Genomic DNA, 20146 nt, shown 5'->3' with positions numbered 1-20146 from the left:
AGTTACCTACAGACGCACCGGAACCCGCTGACTACTGATACGCGCAGCCCATGGCGATGATCCTCAACATTTCGTCAACGCAAAAACGTGACATCGAGCGTGCTAAAGAAATTGCAGATGAATTTGAGAAAAAGGAGTGACCCATGACTCAATTTAAAGATTTCGATATAGCCGAGCATCTGACGACCCCAGAGGACATGGCGGAGTATCTGGAAGCCTCTTTCGAGGAGGACGCCGGTGACGGATTGCTGATTCGCTCAGCGCTCAACAATATCGCCCGCGCCCAAGGCATGACCCAAATAGCCCGCGACGCCGGCCTCGGACGAGAAAGTCTGTACAAAGCCCTCTCCAGCACGGGCAATCCCGAATTCGCGACTATCATGAAAGTCATGAAGGCTCTGGGCCTCAAGCTCCACGCCACGGTCGTCTGAACCACTGCGACACCAAACCACACCCGCCCTTTTTACTTATCCCCCTCGATCAGGCTAAATACCCGCCTGATCGTTTAACCCTACGGATTCTCCGCCATGGCCCGTCAACGCTTTGCAATTGCCTGGATCGCCTGCCTTGCAGTGCTGTTCAATGCGTTTGCCATGCCGTTGGCCAGTGCGATGCAGCAGACGGATGACCCGGTCAAACGTCTGATGTGGGGCGGGTTCTGTTCGTCCAATGGTGCCAGCCTCAAGGCGATTGCCCTGGGCAAGCTGGAAATCCCGGCAGCGCCGGACGATCACTCTGCCATGCAGCATTGCTGGTGTTGCTCGGGCTCGGCGCCGTTAGTGGCGTTGCCGGGGCATGTGCCGCAGCTGTATGTGACGCGCTTCGAGGCGGTGCAGAGCCTGCCGCCACGCTTATTGCGCAATCCCACCCCGCGCCAGCAATGGCCAAGCCTTAACCCTCGCGCCTCCCCAACGGTCTGATCTTCTTCGCAAGTGAACTGCGTTTAGAACCGTTCTGGAGAACTGCCATGCTTAAATCTTCCCTGCTTCTGGCTGCGTTGCTGCTGCCGGTGTTCAGTGCTGCCAATGCCGAGGACTACAAGGCCGGCGACTTGGAGGTCAGCAATCCCTGGTCCCAGGAATTGCCGCCGAATGCGCCCACCGTCGCGGCGTACTTTGTGATTCATAACACCGGGGCTACCCCGGATCGCCTGCTCGGCGTTGAAACCAGCGTTGCCGAAAAAGCCGAGCTGCATGAGCACGTGATGCAAGGCGATTTGATGAAGATGCAGCAAGTACCCAGCGTTGCCGTACCGGCCAAGGGTGAGCTGACCTTCGCGCCGATGGCTTACCACGTCATGCTGCTGGGCCTCAAGGACCGCAGCCTGCTGGCCGATGGCAAGCAATTCCCGCTGACCCTGACCTTCGAGAAAGCTGGCAAGGTCCAGGTGCAAGTGTCGGTGCACAAAGCGCCACCGATGGCCGGCCACGAGCATATGCACGCCCAGTAAGCCAACCTCGATGGGCGCCCCTCGCGCCAGGTTGTCTCCCCACTACCGCGTGAAGCGCGGCAGTTGGATCAGCCTGTTTGCCATGCTGATGATCTTTATCGGTCCGCTGATTTCCCAGGCGATGCCGATGGATCATCACGCCGGTCTGTCCATGGAAATGCCCATGGAGATGCCGAGCGACCACGGCGAATCCCATCACACCCAAGCTCCAGCTGAACACCACGCACTCTGGGCAAAGTGCGGCTATTGCGACCTGCTGTTCAGTTGCCCGGCCCTGCCCGGCAGCGTGTCATTTGTGGCCCTCGGCACCCCGCCGCCCGCCAATGCCCTCACCCCCGCCACACGCCTGGGCCATGCCCGGCAGAGCATCTTCCCCGGCGCCCGTAGCCGTGCGCCGCCCATCGCTTCGTAAGCCCTTCACAGCGTTACTTCACCCCGGCCGACTTTAGACAGACAGCCGTAGGCTGCTGGCCGTGTTGTTTACGATTGATTGATGGAATTTGTCATGTCCAGGTTTTCTGCTGACACCCGTTTGGGAAGTACTGCCCTGCTCACCGCGTTATGCGGCGCACTATTGGCTGCCCACGCTCACGCCGACGAGCATGAGCTGAGCCCCACAGTGATTACCGCGATCGCCCCCAGCTCACCGCTGACCGTGGTCACCAACCCCAAAGACCCACGCCAACCGGTGCCCGCCAGCGACGGCGGCGACTACCTCAAAACCATCCCCGGCTTCGCCCTGGTGCGCAACGGCGGCACCAACGGCGATCCGGTGCTGCGCGGTATGTTCGGCTCACGCCTGAACATCCTCACCAACGGCGGCATGATGCTCGGCGCCTGCCCGGGGCGTATGGATGCGCCAACGTCGTATATTTCGCCGGAAACCTACGACAAGCTCACCGTGATCAAAGGCCCGCAAACCGTACTTTGGGGGCCGGGTGCGTCAGCGGGCACCATCCTGTTCGACCGTGAGCCGGAGCAGTTCGGCGAGCTGGGTACGCGGGTCAACGCCAGTGTGTTGGCCGGCTCCAACGGGCGTTTCGACAAGGTCATCGATGCCGCCGCCGGTGGGCCGTTGGGCTATGTGCGGGTAATCGGCAACCAGGCCCATGCCGACGATTACAAGGACGGCAATAACGACACCGTCGCCTCGCGCTATGACAAGTGGAACGGCGATGTGGCGGTGGGTTTCACCCCCGACGCCGACACCTTGCTGGAACTCACCGCCGGCCGTGGCGACGGTGAAGCGCGCTACGCCGGGCGCGGTATGGATGGCTCGCAGTTCCTGCGCGAAAGCCTGGGGCTGCGTTTCGAGAAGTCCAATATCGGCGAGGTGCTGGATAAGGTCGAGGCCCAGGTCTACTACAACTACGCCGACCACGTCATGGACAACTACAGCCTTCGCGTCCCCTCGGGTACCGGCATGATGGCGGGGCCCATGGCCTCCAACGTCGACCGTCGCACCCTGGGCGGGCGCATTAAGGCGACCTGGCGCTGGGCCGATGTGCAATTGATCAGCGGCCTGGATGCGCAGACCAATGAACACCGTGCGCGCAGCGGCATGGGCATCGATACCTATAAGGATGCGCCGCGTAACAAGGACGCCAATTTCCACAACTACGGTGTGTTCGGCGAACTGACCTGGTACGCCGCCGACAACGATCGCCTGATCACCGGCGCACGCCTGGACCGCGCCTCGGCCAAGGACTTTCGGCAACGCACCGGTTCGGCAATGATGAGCCGCCCCAACCCCACCGCAGGCGACACCCGTGCAGACACCTTGCCATCGGGATTTGTGCGCTACGAGCACGACCTGGCGGACACACCCACCACCGTCTATGCGGGCCTGGGCCACGCGGAACGCTTCCCGGATTACTGGGAACTGTTCTCCCCCAACACCGGTGCCGTCGGCTCGGTCAATGCGTTCGACGGCGTGAAGCCCGAGAAGACCACCCAGCTGGATTTCGGCGCCCAATATAAAACCGCCGACCTTGAAGCCTGGGCCTCGGGTTATGTCGGCCAGGTGCGCGACTTCATCCTGTTCGACTACCGGCCCGGCATGATGGGCACCACCTCCCAGGCGCGCAATGTGGACGCTCGCATCATGGGCGGCGAACTGGGCGCAGCGTATAAGCTGAGCCAACACTGGAAAGCCGACGCCAGCCTGGCCTATGCCTGGGGCAAGAACAGCAGCGATGGCAAAGCCCTGCCGCAGATGCCGCCGCTGGACGCACGCCTGGGCCTGACCTACAGCGAAGACGACTGGAGTGCCGGCGCGTTGTGGCGCATGGTCGCGGCACAAAACCGCATCGACCCGAACAAGGGCAACGTGGTCGGCAAAGACTACGACAAGAGCGGCGGTTTTGGCGTGTTCTCGCTCAACGCCGCGTACCGCATCAATAAGAACTTCAAGGTCAGTACCGGGGTCGACAATTTGTTCGGCAAGGCTTATGCCGAGCATTTGAATCTGGCTGGGAACGCAGGGTTCGGCTACCCGGCGAACGACCCGCAGGCCATCAAGGAGCCGGGGCGTACGCTCTGGACCAAGGTGGATATGAGCTTCTAACAGCATCGGGGGCAAGCCCCCTCCCACATTGGATTGGGTTCACAGATATTTGATTTGGGAACCCGATCAAGTGTGGGAGGGGGCTTGCCCCCGATGGCGGTGTGACTGACAAAAAATCAAAAAGCCTTGCGGAGCCCCTGATGACCACTCAAAAAATCAGCTTCTACAACCTGGCCTGGCGCTGGCATTTCTACGCCGGCCTCTTCGTCGCCCCTTTCATGGTACTGCTGGCCCTGACCGGCATCATCTACCTGTTCAAACCCCAGCTTGACCCGTTGATGTACGGCCACCTGCTGACCGTGCCCGCCGCCGAACACGCGCTGAGCGCCGACGAGCAACTGCAGCGCGCCAAAGCCGCCTACCCCCACGCAGCAATCGCCAAATACTTGCCCCCTGCCGACGCTACCCGCAGCGCACAGTTCGTGGTTCGCAACGATGCCCAGGAAGTGACGGTGTTTATCGACCCGTATCGCGGCACCGTTCTCGGAGAGCAGGACGCAAAGAACAACCTGCAAGCCATCGTTCGCGCTCTGCACGGCGAATTGATGATCGGCACCATCGGCGACCGCCTGATAGAACTCGCCGCCGGCTGGGGCATCATGCTGGTGGTGTCCGGCCTGTACCTGTGGTGGCCGCGTGGCAGGTCAGCGGCTGGCGTATTGTGGCCACGGTTCAACAGCCGTGGCCGGTTATTCTGGCGTGACCTGCACGCGGTCGTCGGTTTCTGGGGCGCGGCATTTTTGCTGGTGATGCTGCTCAGCGGCATGACCTGGACCGGCTTTTGGGGCAAGCAATACGCCGACCTGTGGAACACCTTCCCGGCGGCGATGTGGAACAACGTGCCGCAGTCCGACCAGCAGGCGCGGACGCTCAACACTGCCAGCCAACAGACCGTGCCCTGGGCCATGGAAAACACGCCGATGCCGATGTCCGGCGACCATGCCGAACACATGAACCACGGTGCCATGCACACAGGTCCTGCCGCGCCCGGTATCAGCCTGCAACAGGTCGTGGACCTGGCTAACGCACGCGGCGTGGAGCCCGGCTACAGCATCACCTTGCCTACCAGCGCCTCAGGTGTGTTCACCGTTGCCGTGTTCGCCGACGACCCACGCAATGACGCCACCCTGCATGTGGACCAGTACACCGGCAAGGTTTTGGCCGATGTGCGTTGGCAACATTACAACCTGGTGGCCCGCACCACCGAGACCGGCGTGATGTTGCACGAAGGCAAGATGTTCGGCTGGGTCAACCAACTGATCGTGCTGGTGATCTGCCTGATGATCCTGCTCAGTGCAGTCAGCGGCGTGGTGATCTGGTGGAAGCGTCGGCCCCACGGCGGGCTGGGGGTTCCACCGCTACGCCACGACCTGCCCAAGTGGAAAACGGCTATGGTCATCATGTTCGGGTTGGCGATACTGTTCCCGTTGGTGGGCGCTTCGTTGCTGGTGGTATGGGTGTTGGATCGGCTGGTGCTATCGCGGTTCCTAGGCCCACGGGAATCCGCCACCCACAGCTGATGGGGTGGGTGGCGGTGTATCAGCCATTCGATGCGCACGCGTCGAGGTCAGAGTTCATCGTGGCCATACCAGGCCTCTTGCGTCTCGACCCTGGCGCCGATCCATCCTTCGCCCAGCACACCTCGACGTGTCCAGAACGCGTCGGCGTACAACACCATGAGCGTGCCGTGAGACCTGAGCTGGTCGACCAGCACGCTCGGATCCGGCGCGCCATTCGGGCCAAGCAGCCTGGCTTCAGCGTTCGTAAAAGCGGGCACGTACTTGAGCAACGCGCCACCGCGGCAGGCCAGGTAACAGCTTTTGGCGCTGGGCGCATTGTCTTTGATCACCTCCAGATAACCGCGCAGGTCATCCTTGGCGACGAAATTGCCTAGCAGGTTCTTATCAAGTGGTGCGAGGCTGGATGTTGAATCGATAGCTTTATAGAACGCCTGCACCGCAGCGATTCTGTAAGTGCCCAGATCATTGCCGGCAGGTACATCGAACCCGGCCTTGCCCTTCCAGAACAACAGATCCAGGGTGTTGTTGCCTGGCGTGCCCGCACGGTCCTCGACCGGATCAAGCGCCACATAACCTTGCGTATCCTGCGGCATCAGCACCGCGCCCAGGTACTGCTTTTCCTGAAAGGACGGCACCAGGCCCTGAGCATAGCGGGCCGCATCGTCGGGATACAGATACAGCGGCCCGCAGAACGAATGGAAATGCGGGTTTTCGGAAAAGGAATGCGGTGTATTTTTCGGCTGCCACTGTGTTCCGACACGCTCGTTGCGGCTCCACACTTCGCTGGTCACCCTGACATACAGCAAGCCATCAGCGGCCAGGCGACGAACATAATCGAGCACCTTGAGAGAACCTTCGAGCAGGTGCGGCAGGTCCAGGTGCGCATGGCTCGTCCATGAATAGAGCGAGGCGTCCTGGGATAGCGTATACGTCAGCAACGCCCCGTCAGCACACAGCAAATACAAGGGTAGAACATGCCTGTTGCGAGCATGGCTGACAAAATTCAGCGCCCTGGCAAGGTATTGAGGCGGAAAAAAACTCAGCGCCATCTCATCCGTAGCCGGGGCGATGGCCACGTTGGACCCCACCAGATACAGGCCGTCGATGACAAAATCCTGAGGCAACTGACCATTGATAAACACCTGCTCGAAGTCAGTAAAATTTTCCCTTACCAGCGCCAGCGTCGTCATGTACAAAGGCTTGTTGACCGCCTTGAGCAGATAGCCGAACGCCACGTCCGCTTGCGGCGTGCTTAGACGTTGGGCGTACCGCACCGCATCGAGCGCGCGGGTGAAGACGGGGCCGCACGGTGAGTCAAACAGCACCGCGCGAATATCCTGATCCGGAACGAGGGGAACGTTCGAGATAAACTTCACCGTGATCCGACGAGCCGCTCCCCACAACGCGTCACCCTTTACCACACAGAACTCGCCGGCCTTCGCCAGCTGGGTGACAAAATCCTGAGGCGACAATGTGCCGTCGCGCAGTTGTTGCTCTACCGTGTTGTCGGCATAGTCGCCCCTGGCCCGATTCAGCGGCGCCAAACGCTGCTTGAGCAACTGTTCCTCGGCAGAGCCTGATACTTGATAGCTCAGGATCGAGCCGGTCAAGCTGAACACATACTCGCGCTTGATCTGAGTCTCAACGTGCAACAGCGTGGCGAGCGCCGCACTGGGGATCATGCTTTTATAGATACTTTTCTGGGTGGCGGACAGCAGCAGTGGCACCTCCTGATCGACCACCGAGCGGTAACGGGCAACCATTACGCTGCCCCCCGGATACTGACCCGCCGCGACGATCGGATCGGGGTAGATCCAGTCCGTTGTGAGCCCTTGTGGCGGCAGCACCAACGGCTCGGTGGCGGCGAACAAGCCATTGACCAGACGCACAATCACCCCGCCATAAGCGCGACGCAGCCCGTTACCTATTCGGGTCGCGGCATAGCGGGCCGCATCATCGACACTGGCAAAGGCCGGCCCCATGCGTCGCGGCATCATCGTTGCGTAGCCGGTCCACATAGGGTCGACCACGCCGGGCTTATCCCAGCACTGACTAGTCCTTATCACCCGCAATGCACCGCGCAGCGCCCAGTCCTGGATAAACTTCTGGGGACGCATCAGGCCGGAACGCAACTGCTCACTGGCACGCACCAACAAGTTGTCCGCATCGCCGCCACCCTTTACGTCAATCGGAAAGGGCGCATAACTCAACAGCGCGCCATCGAACGTAGAGAAGTACAGACGCAGGCTGTTTGTTCTACCCCGCTGAGCCTCAAAAAGCGCGCTATAGAGCACCTGAGGGGTCACGAAAAATAATGTGAGCCAGGCGTTGAAGCGATCCAGACCGCGTCGCGCCCACTGCTGCGAACGAAACAACCCATGCAGGATAAAACCATCGGGAAACTCAAAGCCGCCCACCTCAAGGGGCTTGAACAGGCTGTTGAGGTTGAACAACACATTGTTTGCGCCAACCCCTACTACCTCGCTGGCAATGTAGTGCTCCTTATCCCGATGCTTGAGGATAAAGGCAAAGCAGGCGGCCTGCGCCAGATTGCGGCCATGCACCCGCCCATGGAGATTACGCGCGGCTTCATCGGCACTGTCGAACACCGCTCCGTAAGTGGCGAAATCCGGCGGGCCGGAACGTGGCGCATAGTCAAAGTTGAAGGACCAATCGTTGAACACCGAGCCACGCGGTCCCCAAAATGAGTTGCCCTGGACGATCTTCAGGTCGCCCGCCTCTGCCACTCGCCACACCCATTCAACCGGCTTGACTTCACCGCTGTCCAGGCGGCGCTGCAAACTGTTGGGCCCGGCGTCGGGGGCAATATTGTTCAACAGCAGCTGCTCGTGAGAGGAGTTGCCGGGTGTGTACTCCAGCAGACAGCTCGCCGACGCAGAGAGCCAGGCCACACGCTTGGCGTGAATGACCGAATACATTTCATCGCAGGAAAACATCTGCTGGTGGACCAGCGCCTCGTTCCGCGTCCAGCCACGGCGCAATACCGGCGCCGGGTCGACCATCGACAGCTCTGCATGGGAACCATAGCGCCCTTGCAACACGTAGGGCTCCGGCGGGATTAACGGCCCCAGATTACCGACCGGGAAAAACAGCGTGAAAGCAAAAGGCTCGGCCAGGCTCTCCATCGGCTCGGTGACGACAAAACGACCGTCGGTGCCCTTGAGTACATAACCGCCGTAGGCGCGATCACGCCGATTGCCGATCTGTTCGTGGGCATACGTGACTGCATCCCGTGCGGAGAGAAACGAGCGGCTCAACGTCACTTGATAACGCGATGCCAACAGGTCGGCGCCGGCATCCACCGACCCCTCTGTACGCCACAGGCCGCCGCCCTGAACCACCCGAAGGTCGGTCGCTGCAATGATCCTGCGCGCGTAATCACGGGGCGTCAGCGTACCGGCCAGCAGCGCAGCCTGCGCGCCATTGTCATGCAGCCCGCCCGTAGCCGACTCCCGGACCAGCTCACTGGTGCGTGTAGCCTCGGGGATCCGGAAGGCAAGCAACGCCGAGTCGGTGGCGAGCATGTACAAAGACAAGCCACGGGCCGGATCCTGGATGGTGCGAGTTGCCTGCGCCTGGCGGGTAGCAGCCACTACCTGTGCCGGCGTGAAAAACGTATTGGCCAGCCACGTTTCCCGGGCAGCCACTTCATGGGTCTCGTACCAACTGGTGAAGTAAATCGCCTCCAGCCGGTAGTTCGACGGCAACTGCAATCTGCCGTCGCGCTTTGGAAAGACCTCTTCGGGTGAGAACAGCGGATAACGCCTGGAAGTTGCGAACGTGGCCACGTAGGCATCGTCGCGGGTGTGTTTGAGCACAAACCCGAACGCGCCGGGCTTGCTCGCAGCACCGGAAAGTTCCAGTGCACGTTTGACCGCCAATTCAGGGCGCGGCAGCACTTCGCTGCAGAAGGGCTGTTGCTGGACGTCGCCTGTGTTTGTCACTGGCGTGCCAAGCCGCCACCCCTGGGTGACACGCCCGCGAACACCGCCCCAAACCCGATTGGCAATCAGCACCCACAACTCGCCCGCATTGGCCAGCCGGCGTACGGGAAACTCGAAATCACTGCTGGTTTCACCCGGCCCGCCTCGCAGTTGCTGCTCCAGGTTGCGCTCTTGAGCCGACCCGCTGCTGACGTACTTGAGCAGCACGTCGTCAGGGCCGGAAAAATAATGGTTCTTGGCAAATGCTCTGTTCTCGAAACTGAAGAGTTGATCGGCCTCTGAATAAAAGTTATTGAACAGCGTCACCTGGTCCGGCGTGAAATCGGGAAAGTGGGCCTGGATTTGCGCAGTATCAACAGGATGTGAGTGATAGAACGCCTCGGCACTGTGGTCATCAGGGGCAATGAAACGGCCCTCGCTGTCCCTGGCCAAAAGCAGCTTGTGATCGAACGTGTCGCGACGGTCCGGGATGGGGTGAGTGGCGTAGTAGCGGTTCCGGCGCTTGAGGATCACCCCTCCGTACTCGATATCCCGTCGTTGGCCGATCATCATATGCGCCCAGCGAGCCGCATCATCGGCGCTGATAAAAGGCGGGCTGTAAGTCGGCAGCGCAATATCGGCAAAGGGGCGCCAGTCGGCACCGACCGATCCGGTCCGGCTCCACAGCTTGCTGCCTTTACCGGCCTTGCTGGTCTTGAGCACGGTCAACTGGCCCGCGGCTGCCAGGCGCAGCACGAACTCACTGGGTTTGAGGCTGCCGGCGACCAGGGCGGAGTCAATGTTGTTATCCACGATCGCGCCATCGGGCGTCACCCGATAAAGCTGCGCTTCGGCCTCAGAGAACGAGCAGGTATAGCGCAGCAATGCGCCGTCTTGGGTGCCCAGGAATATCGAATATGCGCCTTGCTTGAGCAATTCAGGCACCAAGCGCCCCTGGTACAAATGTCGGGCCAGTTCTGGCGCCCAGAAAAAATTACGGTACAACCACGGTTGCCTGGTGGTGACCGGTGCCGCATTGCCACCGCTGCCCAGGTAAACCGCGTTCAGATGAAACTTCGCAGGCAGTTGGTGCTTGCCATCGGTATCGGTGGGGAACAACTCTTGGACAGACTGCTGCGCGCCGACTGAGCCCGACGGTTCGGTCACCGCATAGAGGTGCTTATCATCATGTTTGAGCACATACGCCTGCTGGATAGCCGCCGGTTTATCGGCCAGGCGCGCCTGAGCATGGCCGATGGCGGCGGTGAGACTGGCCTGCACTGGACCGCAGGGAGGCAGTTCGCGTTTTTTCGGCACAAAAGGCGAGTAAGGTTTCCAGCTATCGGGGACCTCGCCGGTGCTGCCGCCCCACACAGCATTGGACACCACAATCGAAAGTTTGCTGACACTGGCGACCTTCTTGAAGAAGTTTTCCACTACGCCGTCATAGCCATCGGGTCTGCCGAACGGCTGCTTGGTTTCCAGCCACACGCCGAAACGTCGCTCGGTATCCGAGCGGGTACAGACATGTTTAAACAACGAGCCTTGCGGCCCCGACAAATAAAAGGCCGTGAAGAACGCTGGCTCAAGGATGTTGGCAACCAGGTCTTCCTCTGAATAAAAGCTGTTCAAGGCATTGATGCGGCGGTCTGAAAAATCGGGATGATTGGCCTTGTACTGGTCGAATAAATCCGGATGCGAATGGTACTCCGCCACACAGCGATAACCTTCGGGATGGACATACTGCTTGTTGCTGTCGAGGTTCAATACGGTGGTCATGTCGAAATAGTTTTCGCCGCCCTCGATCGGATCTGTCGCGTAAAAGAGTTCGTCGGCCAAACTCTGCAAGATCACCCCACCGTATTCCACGTCACTCTGGCTGCCGATCTGTTCATGGGCATAGCGAGCCGCATCATCCATGCTGACAAAACCCGGCCCTACCGGGGGTAACTCCACGTCGGGCTTGGGGTCTGCCCCAAACCAGCCTCGTCTGATTCGCTCCATGTCTTCGTTTCCCTGTTGGGTTGCACGGCGCCAGGATTGGCCACCGCAGCCCACATGGTCGGCAGTCGACGTGAGGCGGTGGCGTTAGATAATGATCAGCTTTCGCAGGGCAACGCACTGTTTTGAGGCCCGCTGCGCACGCAACGCCGTTTACGGCGCCAAGCTGGTGCGCGGCACGCGTCCCTCCCACCGCCAACATCGCTGCAACCGCGCGGCCAGCGTCGCAGGCACAGCCTTTGCAATGCCCTCTGTATCTGCCCCATAAAAACTATCGGTTACGGAGATCGCACCATGCAGCGTCGCAGCTTGATCAAGGCTTTCACTTTGTCGGCATCCATTGCAGCCATGGGTTTGACCTGGACCGTACAGGCCGCCGAGACCATCAAGGTCGGCATCCTGCACTCGTTGTCCGGAACCATGGCGATTTCCGAAACCTCGCTTAAAGACATGGCGTTGATGACCATCGACGAGATCAACGCCAAGGGCGGCGTAAACGGCAAGATGCTCGAACCGGTGGTGGTGGACCCGGCGTCCAATTGGCCGCTGTTCGCGGAAAAAGGCCGGCAGTTGCTGACCCAGGACAAGGTCGCCGTGGTGTTCGGCTGCTGGACTTCGGTGTCGCGCAAATCGGTATTGCCGGTATTCGAAGAACTCAACGGCTTGCTGTTCTACCCGGTGCAGTACGAAGGCGAAGAGATGTCGCCGAACGTGTTCTATACCGGTGCGGCGCCGAACCAGCAGGCGATCCCGGCGGTGGAATATTTGATGAGCGAAGAAGGCGGCAGCGCCAAGCGCTTCTTCCTGCTCGGCACCGACTACGTGTACCCGCGCACCACCAACAAGATCCTGCGCTCGTTCCTGAAGTCCAAAGGTGTGGCGGATAAAGACATCGAAGAGGTTTACACCCCGTTCGGCCATGCCGATTACCAGACCATCGTCGCCAACATCAAAAAATTCTCCGCCGGCGGCAAGACCGCGGTGGTCTCCACCGTCAATGGCGATTCCAACGTGCCGTTCTACAAAGAGCTGGCCAACCAGGGTTTGAAGGCCACCGACGTACCGGTGGTGGCGTTCTCCGTGGGAGAAGAAGAACTGCGCGGCATCGACACCAAACCGCTGGTGGGCAACCTGGCGGCGTGGAACTACTTCCAGTCGGTGGAAAACCCGGTGAACCAGAAATTCGTCGCCGATTGGAAAGCCTACGCCAAGAAGCACAACCTGCCGGGCGCGGACAAAGCCGTGACCAACGACCCGATGGAAGCCACCTATGTGGGCATCCATATGTGGGCCCAGGCGGCAGAGCAAGCCAAGTCCACCGACGTCGACAAAGTACGTGAAGCCCTGGGCGGCCAGACCTTCGCGGCGCCGTCGGGCTTTACCCTGACCATGGACAAGACCAACCACCACCTGCACAAGCCGGTGATGATCGGCGAGATCCAGGCCGACGGTCAGTTCTCGGTGGTGTGGCAGACCGAAGCGCCGATTCGGGCACAGCCATGGAGCCCTTACATTCCGGGCAATGACAAAAAACCGGACTATGCCGTGAAGAGCAACTAACGCCCCCCACAGATCAAATGTGGGACATGGTCACTGTGGGAGCTGGCTTGCCTGCGATGCAAACAACTCGGTGTGCCTGACACACCGCAGCGATGCCATCGCAGGCAAGCCAGCTCCCACAGACAACCAGCGCCCACACTGTCCCCGCATGATCAGGACATTTTCGTATGCCCACTGCCCTCCACCGCTTCATCCTCGCCGTGCTGCTGTTGCTGCCTTGGGCGGCATATGCAGGCGATGCCGAAGACTTCCTCAAAGCCAACCCGGTGCAACAAGCCAAGCTCCTTCAGGATTGGGCCGCCAACCCCGACCCTGCGCGTATCGAACTGGTGGACGCCCTTGAGCAAGGCCAACTCACACTCAATGGCGAAACCAAAACCCTGCGCTTGAACAACCGCCTGCGCGGCCTGATCGATAACGTTCAAGCCAGCCAGCAACTGCTCGCCGCCGACCCCAAGGTACGCCTGGCGGCAGCGCGAACCCTGCAAAAAAGCGCTGTGCCTGCGCAGCTGAAATTCCTCGACCAACAAGTCGCCGCCGAGACCGACGAGGATGTACACAACGCCCTCAGCCTGGCCCTGGCCAACCTGCAATTGGTGGACACCGACCCTGCTGTGCGCCTGGCCGCCGTGCGCTTGCTCGGCAGCACCGGTGACCCGCTGGCGCGCACGCGCCTTGAAGCGCTGCTGGCGCCGGGAGTGGAAACCGATGCCGCCGTGCACACCGCCGCCGAAACCAGCCTGGCCCAGGTCAAACGCAAACTGATGGTCGGCGAGATACTCGGGCAGGCGTTCAGCGGCATGTCGCTGGGCTCGATCCTGCTGTTGGCGGCACTGGGTTTGGCTATCACCTTCGGCCTGCTCGGCGTGATCAACATGGCCCACGGCGAGATGCTGATGCTCGGCGCCTACTCGACCTACGTGGTGCAGTTGTTGATGCAGCGCTATGTGCCCCAGGCCATCGAGTTCTACCCGTTGATTGCACTGCCGGTGGCATTTTTTGTCACCGCAGCCATCGGCATGGCACTGGAGCGCACCGTGATTCGTCACCTCTATGGCCGCCCGCTGGAAACCCTGCTCGCCACCTGGGGCATCAGCCTGATGCTGATCCAGTTGGTGCGCCTGGTGTTCGGCGCGCAGAACGTCGAAGTGTCCAACCCCGCCTGGCTGTCCGGCGGCATTCAAGTACTGCCCAACCTGGTGCTGCCGTACAACCGCATCGTCATCATCGCCTTTGCGCTGTTCGTGGTGGTGCTCACCTGGTTGCTGCTGAACAAGACGCGCCTGGGTCTGAACGTGCGCGCCGTCACCCAGAACCGCAACATGGCCGCCTGCTGCGGCGTGCCCACCGGGCGCGTAGACATGCTCGCCTTTGGTCTGGGCTCCGGCATTGCAGGGCTGGGCGGCGTAGCGCTGAGCCAGATCGGCAACGTCGGCCCGGACCTGGGCCAGAGCTACATCATCGACTCGTTCCTGGTGGTAGTGCTAGGTGGTGTTGGCCAGTTGGCCGGTAGCGTGATGGCGGCCTTCGGCCTGGGTATTGCCAACAAGATTCTTGAACCGCAAATCGGTGCCGTACTCGGCAAGATCCTGATCCTCGCGCTGATCATTCTGTTTATCCAGAAACGCCCGCAAGGACTCTTCGCACTGAAAGGACGGGTGATCGACTGATGAATCAGCCATTGATGCTTACGGCCACGCAAAAAGCCGGCCCCAAGGTGACGATTGCCGTGGGCGCGGTGATCCTGTTTCTGCTGCTGGCATTGCCATTGTGTTCTCTGCTGCCTGCGGACAACCCACTGCATGTATCGGCCTATACGTTAACGCTGGTGGGCAAGATCCTCTGCTATGCCATCGTCGCGTTGGCACTGGACCTGGTGTGGGGTTACGCGGGCATGTTGTCCCTGGGCCACGGCCTGTTCTTTGCCCTGGGCGGCTATGCCATGGGCATGTACCTGATGCGCCAAGCGTCGGGTGATGGGTTACCGGCGTTCATGACCTTTCTGTCCTGGACCGAATTGCCCTGGTACTGGGCCGGCACCGACAACTTTCTGTGGGCGCTGTGCCTGGTGGTGCTGGCGCCAGGGCTGTTGGCCCTGGTGTTCGGCTTCTTCGCCTTCCGCTCGCGGATCAAGGGCGTGTATTTCTCGATCATGACCCAAGCCCTGACCTTTGCCGGGATGCTGCTGTTTTTCCGCAACGAAACCGGGTTTGGCGGCAATAACGGCTTTACCAATTTCCGCAGCATCTTAGGCTTTGGCATCACAGAACCTGGCACACGAGCGGTGTTGTTTGTGGCCACGGTGCTGCTGCTGGTGGCCAGCCTGTATATCGGCTGGCGCTTGGCGCAGAGCAAGTTCGGCCGGGTGCTGACCGCTTTGCGCGATGCCGAGAACCGCCTGATGTTCTGCGGTTACGACCCGCGCGGCTTCAAGTTGTTTGTGTGGGTGTTGAGCGCGGTGCTGTGTGGCTTGGCGGGGGCGCTGTATGTGCCGCAGGTTGGCATCATCAACCCCAGCGAGATGTCGCCAACCAACTCCATCGAGGCCGCCGTATGGGTCGCCCTGGGCGGGCGAGGCACGCTGATCGGGCCATTGCTCGGCGCCGGGGTGGTCAACGGCATGAAGAGCTGGTTCACCGTGGCGTTCCCCGAGTACTGGCTGTTCTTCCTCGGGGCGCTGTTCATCATCGTCACCCTGTACCTGCCCAAGGGCGTTATCGGCCTGCTGAAGAAATGAGGAACGTCATGCTTGAACCTATTTTCGATGCGGGCAGCGGCCGCGATGCGATCGGTATCGGCCAGGCCGCCGGCAAGGGGCTCAACACTCGCCACGGCACCATCCTGACGCTTGAAGACATCAGCGTCAGCTTCGACGGTTTCAAGGCGTTGAATGACCTGAACCTGTACATCGGCGTCGGCGAATTGCGCTGCATCATCGGCCCCAACGGCGCGGGCAAGACCACGCTGATGGACGTAATTACCGGCAAGACCCGGCCCAGCCACGGCAGGGCCTGGTTTGGCGAAACTCTGGACCTGACCAGCATGAGCGAAGTACAGATCGCCCAGGCCGGTATCGGCCGCAAGTTTCAGAAGCCCACGGTGTTCGAAGCCCTGAGTGTGTTCGAAAACCTTGAGCTGGCGCAGAAGACCGACAAGTCGGTGTGGGCCAGCCTGCGGGCGCGCCTGAGTGGCGAGCAAAAAGACCGTATCGATGAAGTGCTCGACACCATCCGCCTGACCGCCTCGGTGCATCGGCCCGCCGGTTTGCTTTCCCACGGCCAGAAGCAGTTTCTGGAAATCGGCATGTTGCTGATGCAAGACCCGCAACTGTTGCTGCTCGACGAGCCGGTAGCGGGCATGACCGACGCCGAAACCGAGTTCACCGCCGAACTGTTCAAGCGCCTGGCCGGCAAGCATTCGTTGATGGTGGTGGAGCACGACATGGGCTTTGTCGGCTCTATCGCTGATCACGTCACCGTGTTGCACCAGGGCAGCGTATTGGCCGAAGGGTCGCTGGAACAGGTGCAGGAAAATGAGCGAGTGATCGAGGTTTACCTCGGTCGCTAACGCTGACACGAACGGCTTTATGTGGGAGCTGGCTTGCCTGCGATAGCGGTGTACCTGATACACCGGGTCGCCTGCATCGCAGGCAAGCCAGCTCCCACAGTTGATCCGATTCCCACAGGGGAATAGAGGAGAATCGAACATGCTGCAAGTCGACAAGCTGCACCAGTATTACGGCGGTAGCCACATTCTGCGCGGGCTGTCTTTTGACGTGAAGATTGGCGAAGTCACCTGCCTGCTCGGGCGTAACGGCGTGGGCAAAACCACCCTGCTCAAGTGCCTGATGGGCCTGCTGCCGGCCAAAGAAGGCGCAGTCAACTGGGAAGGCAAGGCCATCACCGGCTTCAAGCCGCACCAGCGGGTCCATGCCGGGATCGCGTATGTTCCTCAGGGCCGGGAGATATTCGGGCGGCTGACCGTAGAAGAAAACCTGCTGATGGGACTGTCGCGTTTCCCCGGTTCCGAAGCCAAAGAGGTGCCGGCCTTCATCTACGAGCTTTTTCCGGTGTTGCTGCAAATGAAGCATCGCCGCGGCGGCGATTTGTCCGGGGGCCAACAACAACAATTGGCGATTGGCCGCGCCCTGGCCAGCCGCCCACGAATGCTGATCCTCGACGAGCCTACCGAAGGTATTCAGCCGTCGGTGATCAAGGAAATCGGTGCGGTGATCAAAAAGCTTGCCGAACGCGGCGACATGGCGATCCTGCTGGTGGAGCAGTTCTACGACTTCGCCGCCGAACTGGCCGACCAGTATCTGGTGATGTCCCGCGGTGAAATCGTGCAGCAGGGCCGTGGTGAAAATATGGAACGCGAGGGTGTGCGTGGGCTGGTAACCATCTAATCTGTAGCCTCCTAACGATAAGCACACGCCATGAACCTGCCCGTTACCCCTGCCCTGTTCACGCCCAGCTGGCACGCCGAGCTGGAACTCGGCTATGCGCGTGTCAATGACACCACGCGCCCGGTGCTGCGCCGCCACCTTGGCCCGCTGCGGGTGCAAAAGCACCTGTACGCCGAAGGCCCCGAGGTGTGCCAGCACATCATCGTGCACCCACCCGGCGGCATTGCCGGTGGTGATCGCCTGGACATCAGCGCCCACGTCGGCACCGGTGCCTGGGCGCAGCTGACCAGCCCCGGCGCAGCCAAGTGGTACCGCGCCGGCGGCCCGGCGTTTCAGCACGTCGAGTTGACCGTCGAGGCCGGTGCGACGCTGGAATGGCTGCCCCAGGAAACCATCGTATTCAGCGCCGCCCAGGCCGAACTGACCACGCGTGTTGAGCTGCAAGGCGATGCGCGGTTGTTGTACTGGGATGTGGTCGCACTCGGGCGCCCGGCCAGTGGCGAGCGGTTCGACCTCGGCCACTTTCAATCGCACCTGGATATTCGCCGCGACGGCCAGTTGCTCTGGCACGAACGCCAGCGCATTGTGGGCGCCGATGGGCTGCTGGATTCGCCTATCGGATTGGACGGGCAGCCGGTGTTTGCCACGTTGCTGGTGACCGGCGAGATCGACGCTGAACTGCTTGAACAATGCCGCTCACTGCCCCGCGCGGTGCGCGGTGACCTGACCCAACTGCCCGGTTTGCTGGTGGCGCGGTGCCTGGCCAGTGAAGCGCTGCTGGCGCGGGGATGGTTGATTGATTTATGGCGGCTTTTACGCCCGGCACTGTTTGGGCGTGAAGCAGTCGCACCAAGAATCTGGAGCACATGAAGATGCGCCCTTTTGTAGGAGCGAGCTTGCTCGCGAAAATCGTTAACAATAACGCGGGCATCCTGAATGCACGCGGCGCCCTCGGGTTTTTCGCGAGCAAGCTCGCTCCTACAGGGGTTAGCGCTCGTCTTTTTAACTGTTTTACTACGGACTGAACCATGGACCTGACCCCACGGGAAAAAGACAAACTGCTGATCTTCACCGCAGGCTTGGTCGCCGAGCGGCGCCTGGCGCGCGGGGTGAAGCTCAACTACCCGGAGACCATCGCCTATATTTCCGCCGCGCTAATGGAAGGCGCCCGCGATGGCCGTACCGTGGCCGACCTCATGCACTACGGCACCACCCTGCTCAGCCGCGAACAAGTGATGGAAGGCATCCCGGAAATGATCCCGGATATCCAGGTGGAAGCCACCTTTCCCGACGGCACCAAACTGGTCACCGTCCACCAGCCCATTGCGTAAGGTGTTGCCATGATTCGTGATGCAACTGAACACGACCTGCCCGCCATCCGCGCTATCTACAACGACGCGGTACAGAACACCACGGCGATCTGGAACGAGCAGCCGGTAGACCTGGCGAACCGCCAGGCCTGGTTCAGCGCGCGCCAGGCGCAGCAGTACCCGATCCTGGTGACGGTGGAAAACGACGAAATCACCGGCTACGCCTCATTCGGCGACTGGCGCCCCTTCGAAGGCTTCCGCTACAGCGTCGAACACTCCGTATACGTGCGCAATGACCAGCGCGGCAAAGGCCTCGGCCCACGCCTGATGCAGGCCCTGATCGAACGAGCGCGCAGCGGCGGCAAGCACGTCATGGTCGCCGCCATCGAAAGCGGCAACCTGGCCTCGATCCGCCTGCATGAGCGCCTGGGCTTCAGCATTACCGGGCAAATGCCGCAAGTGGGCATCAAGTTCGGCCGGTGGCTGGACCTGACCTTTATGCAACTGACGTTGAATCCGGGCGCCGAACCGCCCAAGGAGTGAGATCGATGAGCGCTGCACAACTGCGTCGAGTCAATGCTGAAAGCTTTGCCCATTACCGCCTGGGCTTGATCGAGCTGTTGCTGGACGCGGTGCAGCACGGCGCATCGGTGGGCTTTATGGCCAACTTCGATGAGACCCAGGCCCGCGAGTATCTGACCAGCGTGCAAGCCGGTATCGAAGACGCCAGCCTGCTGCTGTGGGTGGTCGTGCGTGAAGAACGGGTAATCGCCAGTGTGCAACTGGCACTGTGCCAAAAGGCCAACGGCCTGAACCGCGCCGAAGTGCAAAAGTTACTGGTGCACAGCAGCGCCCGTCGCCATGGCCTGGGCCAACAATTGATGAATACCCTGGAACTTGCCGCGCGCCAGCACAAGCGTGGCCTGCTGTACCTGGACACCGAGGCCGGCTCCGGTGCCGAAGCCTTCTACCAGTCGCTGCGCTATACCAGGATCGGTGAGCTGCCCGACTACTGCCAAAGCCCGGACGGGCGCTACAGCCCGACCGCCATCTACTACAAGACCCTGGGGCAACCTGCATGATTCCTGGTGAATATCAGATCCAGCCTGGCGAAATCGAACTGAATGTCGGCCGCCGCACCGTCACCCTCAGCGTGGCCAACTGCGGCGACCGGCCGATCCAGGTAGGTTCGCATTACCACTTTTTCGAGACCAATGACGCACTGGAGTTTGACCGGGCGGCAAGCCGCGGCATGCGCCTGAATATTCCGGCGGGCACGGCGGTGCGGTTTGAGCCGGGGCAGCGTCGGGAGGTGGAGTTGGTGGATTTGGGTGGTGGGCGGCGGGTATTTGGGTTTGCAGGGCGGGTCATGGGCGACCTTTAGGGCCTC

General features: G+C 60.9%; 17 protein-coding genes. 16 read left to right on the top strand and 1 reads right to left on the bottom strand.

What is annotated here, in order from left to right:
- The first annotated feature begins 143 nt into the window (after positions 1-143).
- The 6 genes from TX23_RS13975 to TX23_RS13950 all read left to right on the top strand — a co-directional run bounded on the left by TX23_RS13975 (position 144) and on the right by TX23_RS13950 (position 5536).
- Positions 144-431, top strand: a complete 288-nt coding sequence (locus tag TX23_RS13975) for an addiction module antidote protein (RefSeq protein ID WP_057702643.1) — start codon at positions 144-146, stop codon at positions 429-431.
- A 96-nt stretch (positions 432-527) separates the two neighbouring features.
- The gene (locus TX23_RS13970) at positions 528-920 is read left to right on the top strand and encodes a DUF2946 domain-containing protein (protein WP_005784364.1); all 393 of its coding nucleotides are present in this window, start codon (positions 528-530) and stop codon (positions 918-920) included.
- A gap of 47 nt (positions 921-967) precedes the next feature.
- Entirely contained in the window at positions 968-1450 is a 483-nt protein-coding gene (locus TX23_RS13965; protein ID WP_057702642.1) for a copper chaperone PCu(A)C, read from the top strand.
- Between the two features lie 10 nt (positions 1451-1460).
- Positions 1461-1862: a DUF2946 domain-containing protein gene (locus tag TX23_RS13960; RefSeq protein WP_057702641.1), complete on the top strand. Its 402-nt coding sequence runs from the start codon at positions 1461-1463 to the stop codon at positions 1860-1862.
- A 93-nt stretch (positions 1863-1955) separates the two neighbouring features.
- Complete coding sequence (locus TX23_RS13955) at positions 1956-4016, top strand: TonB-dependent copper receptor (RefSeq protein WP_057702640.1); 2061 nt, start codon at positions 1956-1958, stop codon at positions 4014-4016.
- 140 nt (positions 4017-4156) lie between these two features.
- Complete coding sequence (locus TX23_RS13950) at positions 4157-5536, top strand: PepSY-associated TM helix domain-containing protein (RefSeq protein WP_057702639.1); 1380 nt, start codon at positions 4157-4159, stop codon at positions 5534-5536.
- Positions 5537-5583: 47 nt separating this feature from the next.
- Here the strand turns inward: TX23_RS13950 and TX23_RS13945 are convergent, their stop codons facing one another.
- A complete protein-coding gene (locus TX23_RS13945; RefSeq protein ID WP_082629620.1) occupies positions 5584-11484 on the bottom strand; it encodes a DUF4329 domain-containing protein in 5901 nt (1966 codons plus the stop codon).
- A gap of 291 nt (positions 11485-11775) precedes the next feature.
- Between TX23_RS13945 and urtA the strand changes: the two genes are divergently transcribed.
- From urtA to TX23_RS13895, 10 genes are all read left to right on the top strand, one after another.
- The gene (gene urtA, locus TX23_RS13940; protein ID WP_057702638.1) at positions 11776-13041 is read left to right on the top strand and encodes an urea ABC transporter substrate-binding protein; all 1266 of its coding nucleotides are present in this window, start codon (positions 11776-11778) and stop codon (positions 13039-13041) included.
- A 167-nt stretch (positions 13042-13208) separates the two neighbouring features.
- Positions 13209-14711 carry an urea ABC transporter permease subunit UrtB gene (gene urtB, locus TX23_RS13935; RefSeq protein WP_057702637.1) on the top strand — a complete coding sequence of 501 codons (1503 nt, stop codon included), beginning with the start codon at positions 13209-13211 and terminating at the stop codon, positions 14709-14711.
- Positions 14711-15778 carry an urea ABC transporter permease subunit UrtC gene (gene urtC / locus TX23_RS13930; RefSeq protein ID WP_057702636.1) on the top strand — a complete coding sequence of 356 codons (1068 nt, stop codon included), beginning with the start codon at positions 14711-14713 and terminating at the stop codon, positions 15776-15778. The genes urtB and urtC overlap by 1 nt, the downstream gene beginning before the upstream one ends.
- A complete protein-coding gene (gene urtD, locus TX23_RS13925; protein WP_087149500.1) occupies positions 15775-16608 on the top strand; it encodes an urea ABC transporter ATP-binding protein UrtD in 834 nt (277 codons plus the stop codon). The genes urtC and urtD overlap by 4 nt, the downstream gene beginning before the upstream one ends.
- Before the next feature lie 139 nt (positions 16609-16747).
- Positions 16748-17446: an urea ABC transporter ATP-binding subunit UrtE gene (gene urtE / locus TX23_RS13920; protein ID WP_057702634.1), complete on the top strand. Its 699-nt coding sequence runs from the start codon at positions 16748-16750 to the stop codon at positions 17444-17446.
- 30 nt (positions 17447-17476) lie between these two features.
- Positions 17477-18316: an urease accessory protein UreD gene (locus TX23_RS13915; protein ID WP_057702633.1), complete on the top strand. Its 840-nt coding sequence runs from the start codon at positions 17477-17479 to the stop codon at positions 18314-18316.
- A gap of 158 nt (positions 18317-18474) precedes the next feature.
- Complete coding sequence (ureA, locus tag TX23_RS13910; protein WP_003171437.1) at positions 18475-18777, top strand: urease subunit gamma; 303 nt, start codon at positions 18475-18477, stop codon at positions 18775-18777.
- A gap of 9 nt (positions 18778-18786) precedes the next feature.
- Positions 18787-19299, top strand: a complete 513-nt coding sequence (locus TX23_RS13905) for a GNAT family N-acetyltransferase (RefSeq protein WP_057702632.1) — start codon at positions 18787-18789, stop codon at positions 19297-19299.
- A gap of 5 nt (positions 19300-19304) precedes the next feature.
- A complete protein-coding gene (locus TX23_RS13900; protein WP_057702631.1) occupies positions 19305-19838 on the top strand; it encodes a GNAT family N-acetyltransferase in 534 nt (177 codons plus the stop codon).
- The gene (locus TX23_RS13895; protein ID WP_057702630.1) at positions 19835-20140 is read left to right on the top strand and encodes an urease subunit beta; all 306 of its coding nucleotides are present in this window, start codon (positions 19835-19837) and stop codon (positions 20138-20140) included. Before TX23_RS13900 ends, TX23_RS13895 begins: the two co-directional genes overlap by 4 nt.
- The last annotated feature ends 6 nt before the right edge of the window (positions 20141-20146 follow it).

Source organism: Pseudomonas paralactis (assembly GCF_001439735.1).
Lineage (GTDB): Bacteria > Pseudomonadota > Gammaproteobacteria > Pseudomonadales > Pseudomonadaceae > Aquipseudomonas > Aquipseudomonas paralactis.
The sequence above is the reverse complement of the archived record's forward strand: the minus strand, read 5'-3'. Positions and strand labels throughout refer to the sequence as shown.

What these genes read in the sequence shown, in the direction of transcription:
- TX23_RS13970 (WP_005784364.1), top strand. Translation starts at nt 528, where the DNA reads ATGGCCCGTCAACGCTTTGCAATTGCCTGGATCGCCTGCCTTGCAGTG.
- TX23_RS13950 (WP_057702639.1), top strand. Translation starts at nt 4,157, where the DNA reads ATGACCACTCAAAAAATCAGCTTCTACAACCTGGCCTGGCGCTGGCAT.
- TX23_RS13905 (WP_057702632.1), top strand. Translation starts at nt 18,787, where the DNA reads ATGATTCGTGATGCAACTGAACACGACCTGCCCGCCATCCGCGCTATC.
- urtD (WP_087149500.1), top strand. Translation starts at nt 15,775, where the DNA reads ATGAGGAACGTCATGCTTGAACCTATTTTCGATGCGGGCAGCGGCCGC.
- TX23_RS13915 (WP_057702633.1), top strand. Translation starts at nt 17,477, where the DNA reads ATGAACCTGCCCGTTACCCCTGCCCTGTTCACGCCCAGCTGGCACGCC.
- TX23_RS13955 (WP_057702640.1), top strand. Translation starts at nt 1,956, where the DNA reads ATGTCCAGGTTTTCTGCTGACACCCGTTTGGGAAGTACTGCCCTGCTC.
- urtE (WP_057702634.1), top strand. Translation starts at nt 16,748, where the DNA reads ATGCTGCAAGTCGACAAGCTGCACCAGTATTACGGCGGTAGCCACATT.
- TX23_RS13975 (WP_057702643.1), top strand. Translation starts at nt 144, where the DNA reads ATGACTCAATTTAAAGATTTCGATATAGCCGAGCATCTGACGACCCCA.
- TX23_RS13945 (WP_082629620.1), bottom strand. Translation starts at nt 11,484, where the DNA reads ATGGAGCGAATCAGACGAGGCTGGTTTGGGGCAGACCCCAAGCCCGAC.
- TX23_RS13960 (WP_057702641.1), top strand. Translation starts at nt 1,461, where the DNA reads ATGGGCGCCCCTCGCGCCAGGTTGTCTCCCCACTACCGCGTGAAGCGC.
- TX23_RS13900 (WP_057702631.1), top strand. Translation starts at nt 19,305, where the DNA reads ATGAGCGCTGCACAACTGCGTCGAGTCAATGCTGAAAGCTTTGCCCAT.
- ureA (WP_003171437.1), top strand. Translation starts at nt 18,475, where the DNA reads ATGGACCTGACCCCACGGGAAAAAGACAAACTGCTGATCTTCACCGCA.
- urtC (WP_057702636.1), top strand. Translation starts at nt 14,711, where the DNA reads ATGAATCAGCCATTGATGCTTACGGCCACGCAAAAAGCCGGCCCCAAG.
- urtA (WP_057702638.1), top strand. Translation starts at nt 11,776, where the DNA reads ATGCAGCGTCGCAGCTTGATCAAGGCTTTCACTTTGTCGGCATCCATT.
- TX23_RS13895 (WP_057702630.1), top strand. Translation starts at nt 19,835, where the DNA reads ATGATTCCTGGTGAATATCAGATCCAGCCTGGCGAAATCGAACTGAAT.
- urtB (WP_057702637.1), top strand. Translation starts at nt 13,209, where the DNA reads ATGCCCACTGCCCTCCACCGCTTCATCCTCGCCGTGCTGCTGTTGCTG.
- TX23_RS13965 (WP_057702642.1), top strand. Translation starts at nt 968, where the DNA reads ATGCTTAAATCTTCCCTGCTTCTGGCTGCGTTGCTGCTGCCGGTGTTC.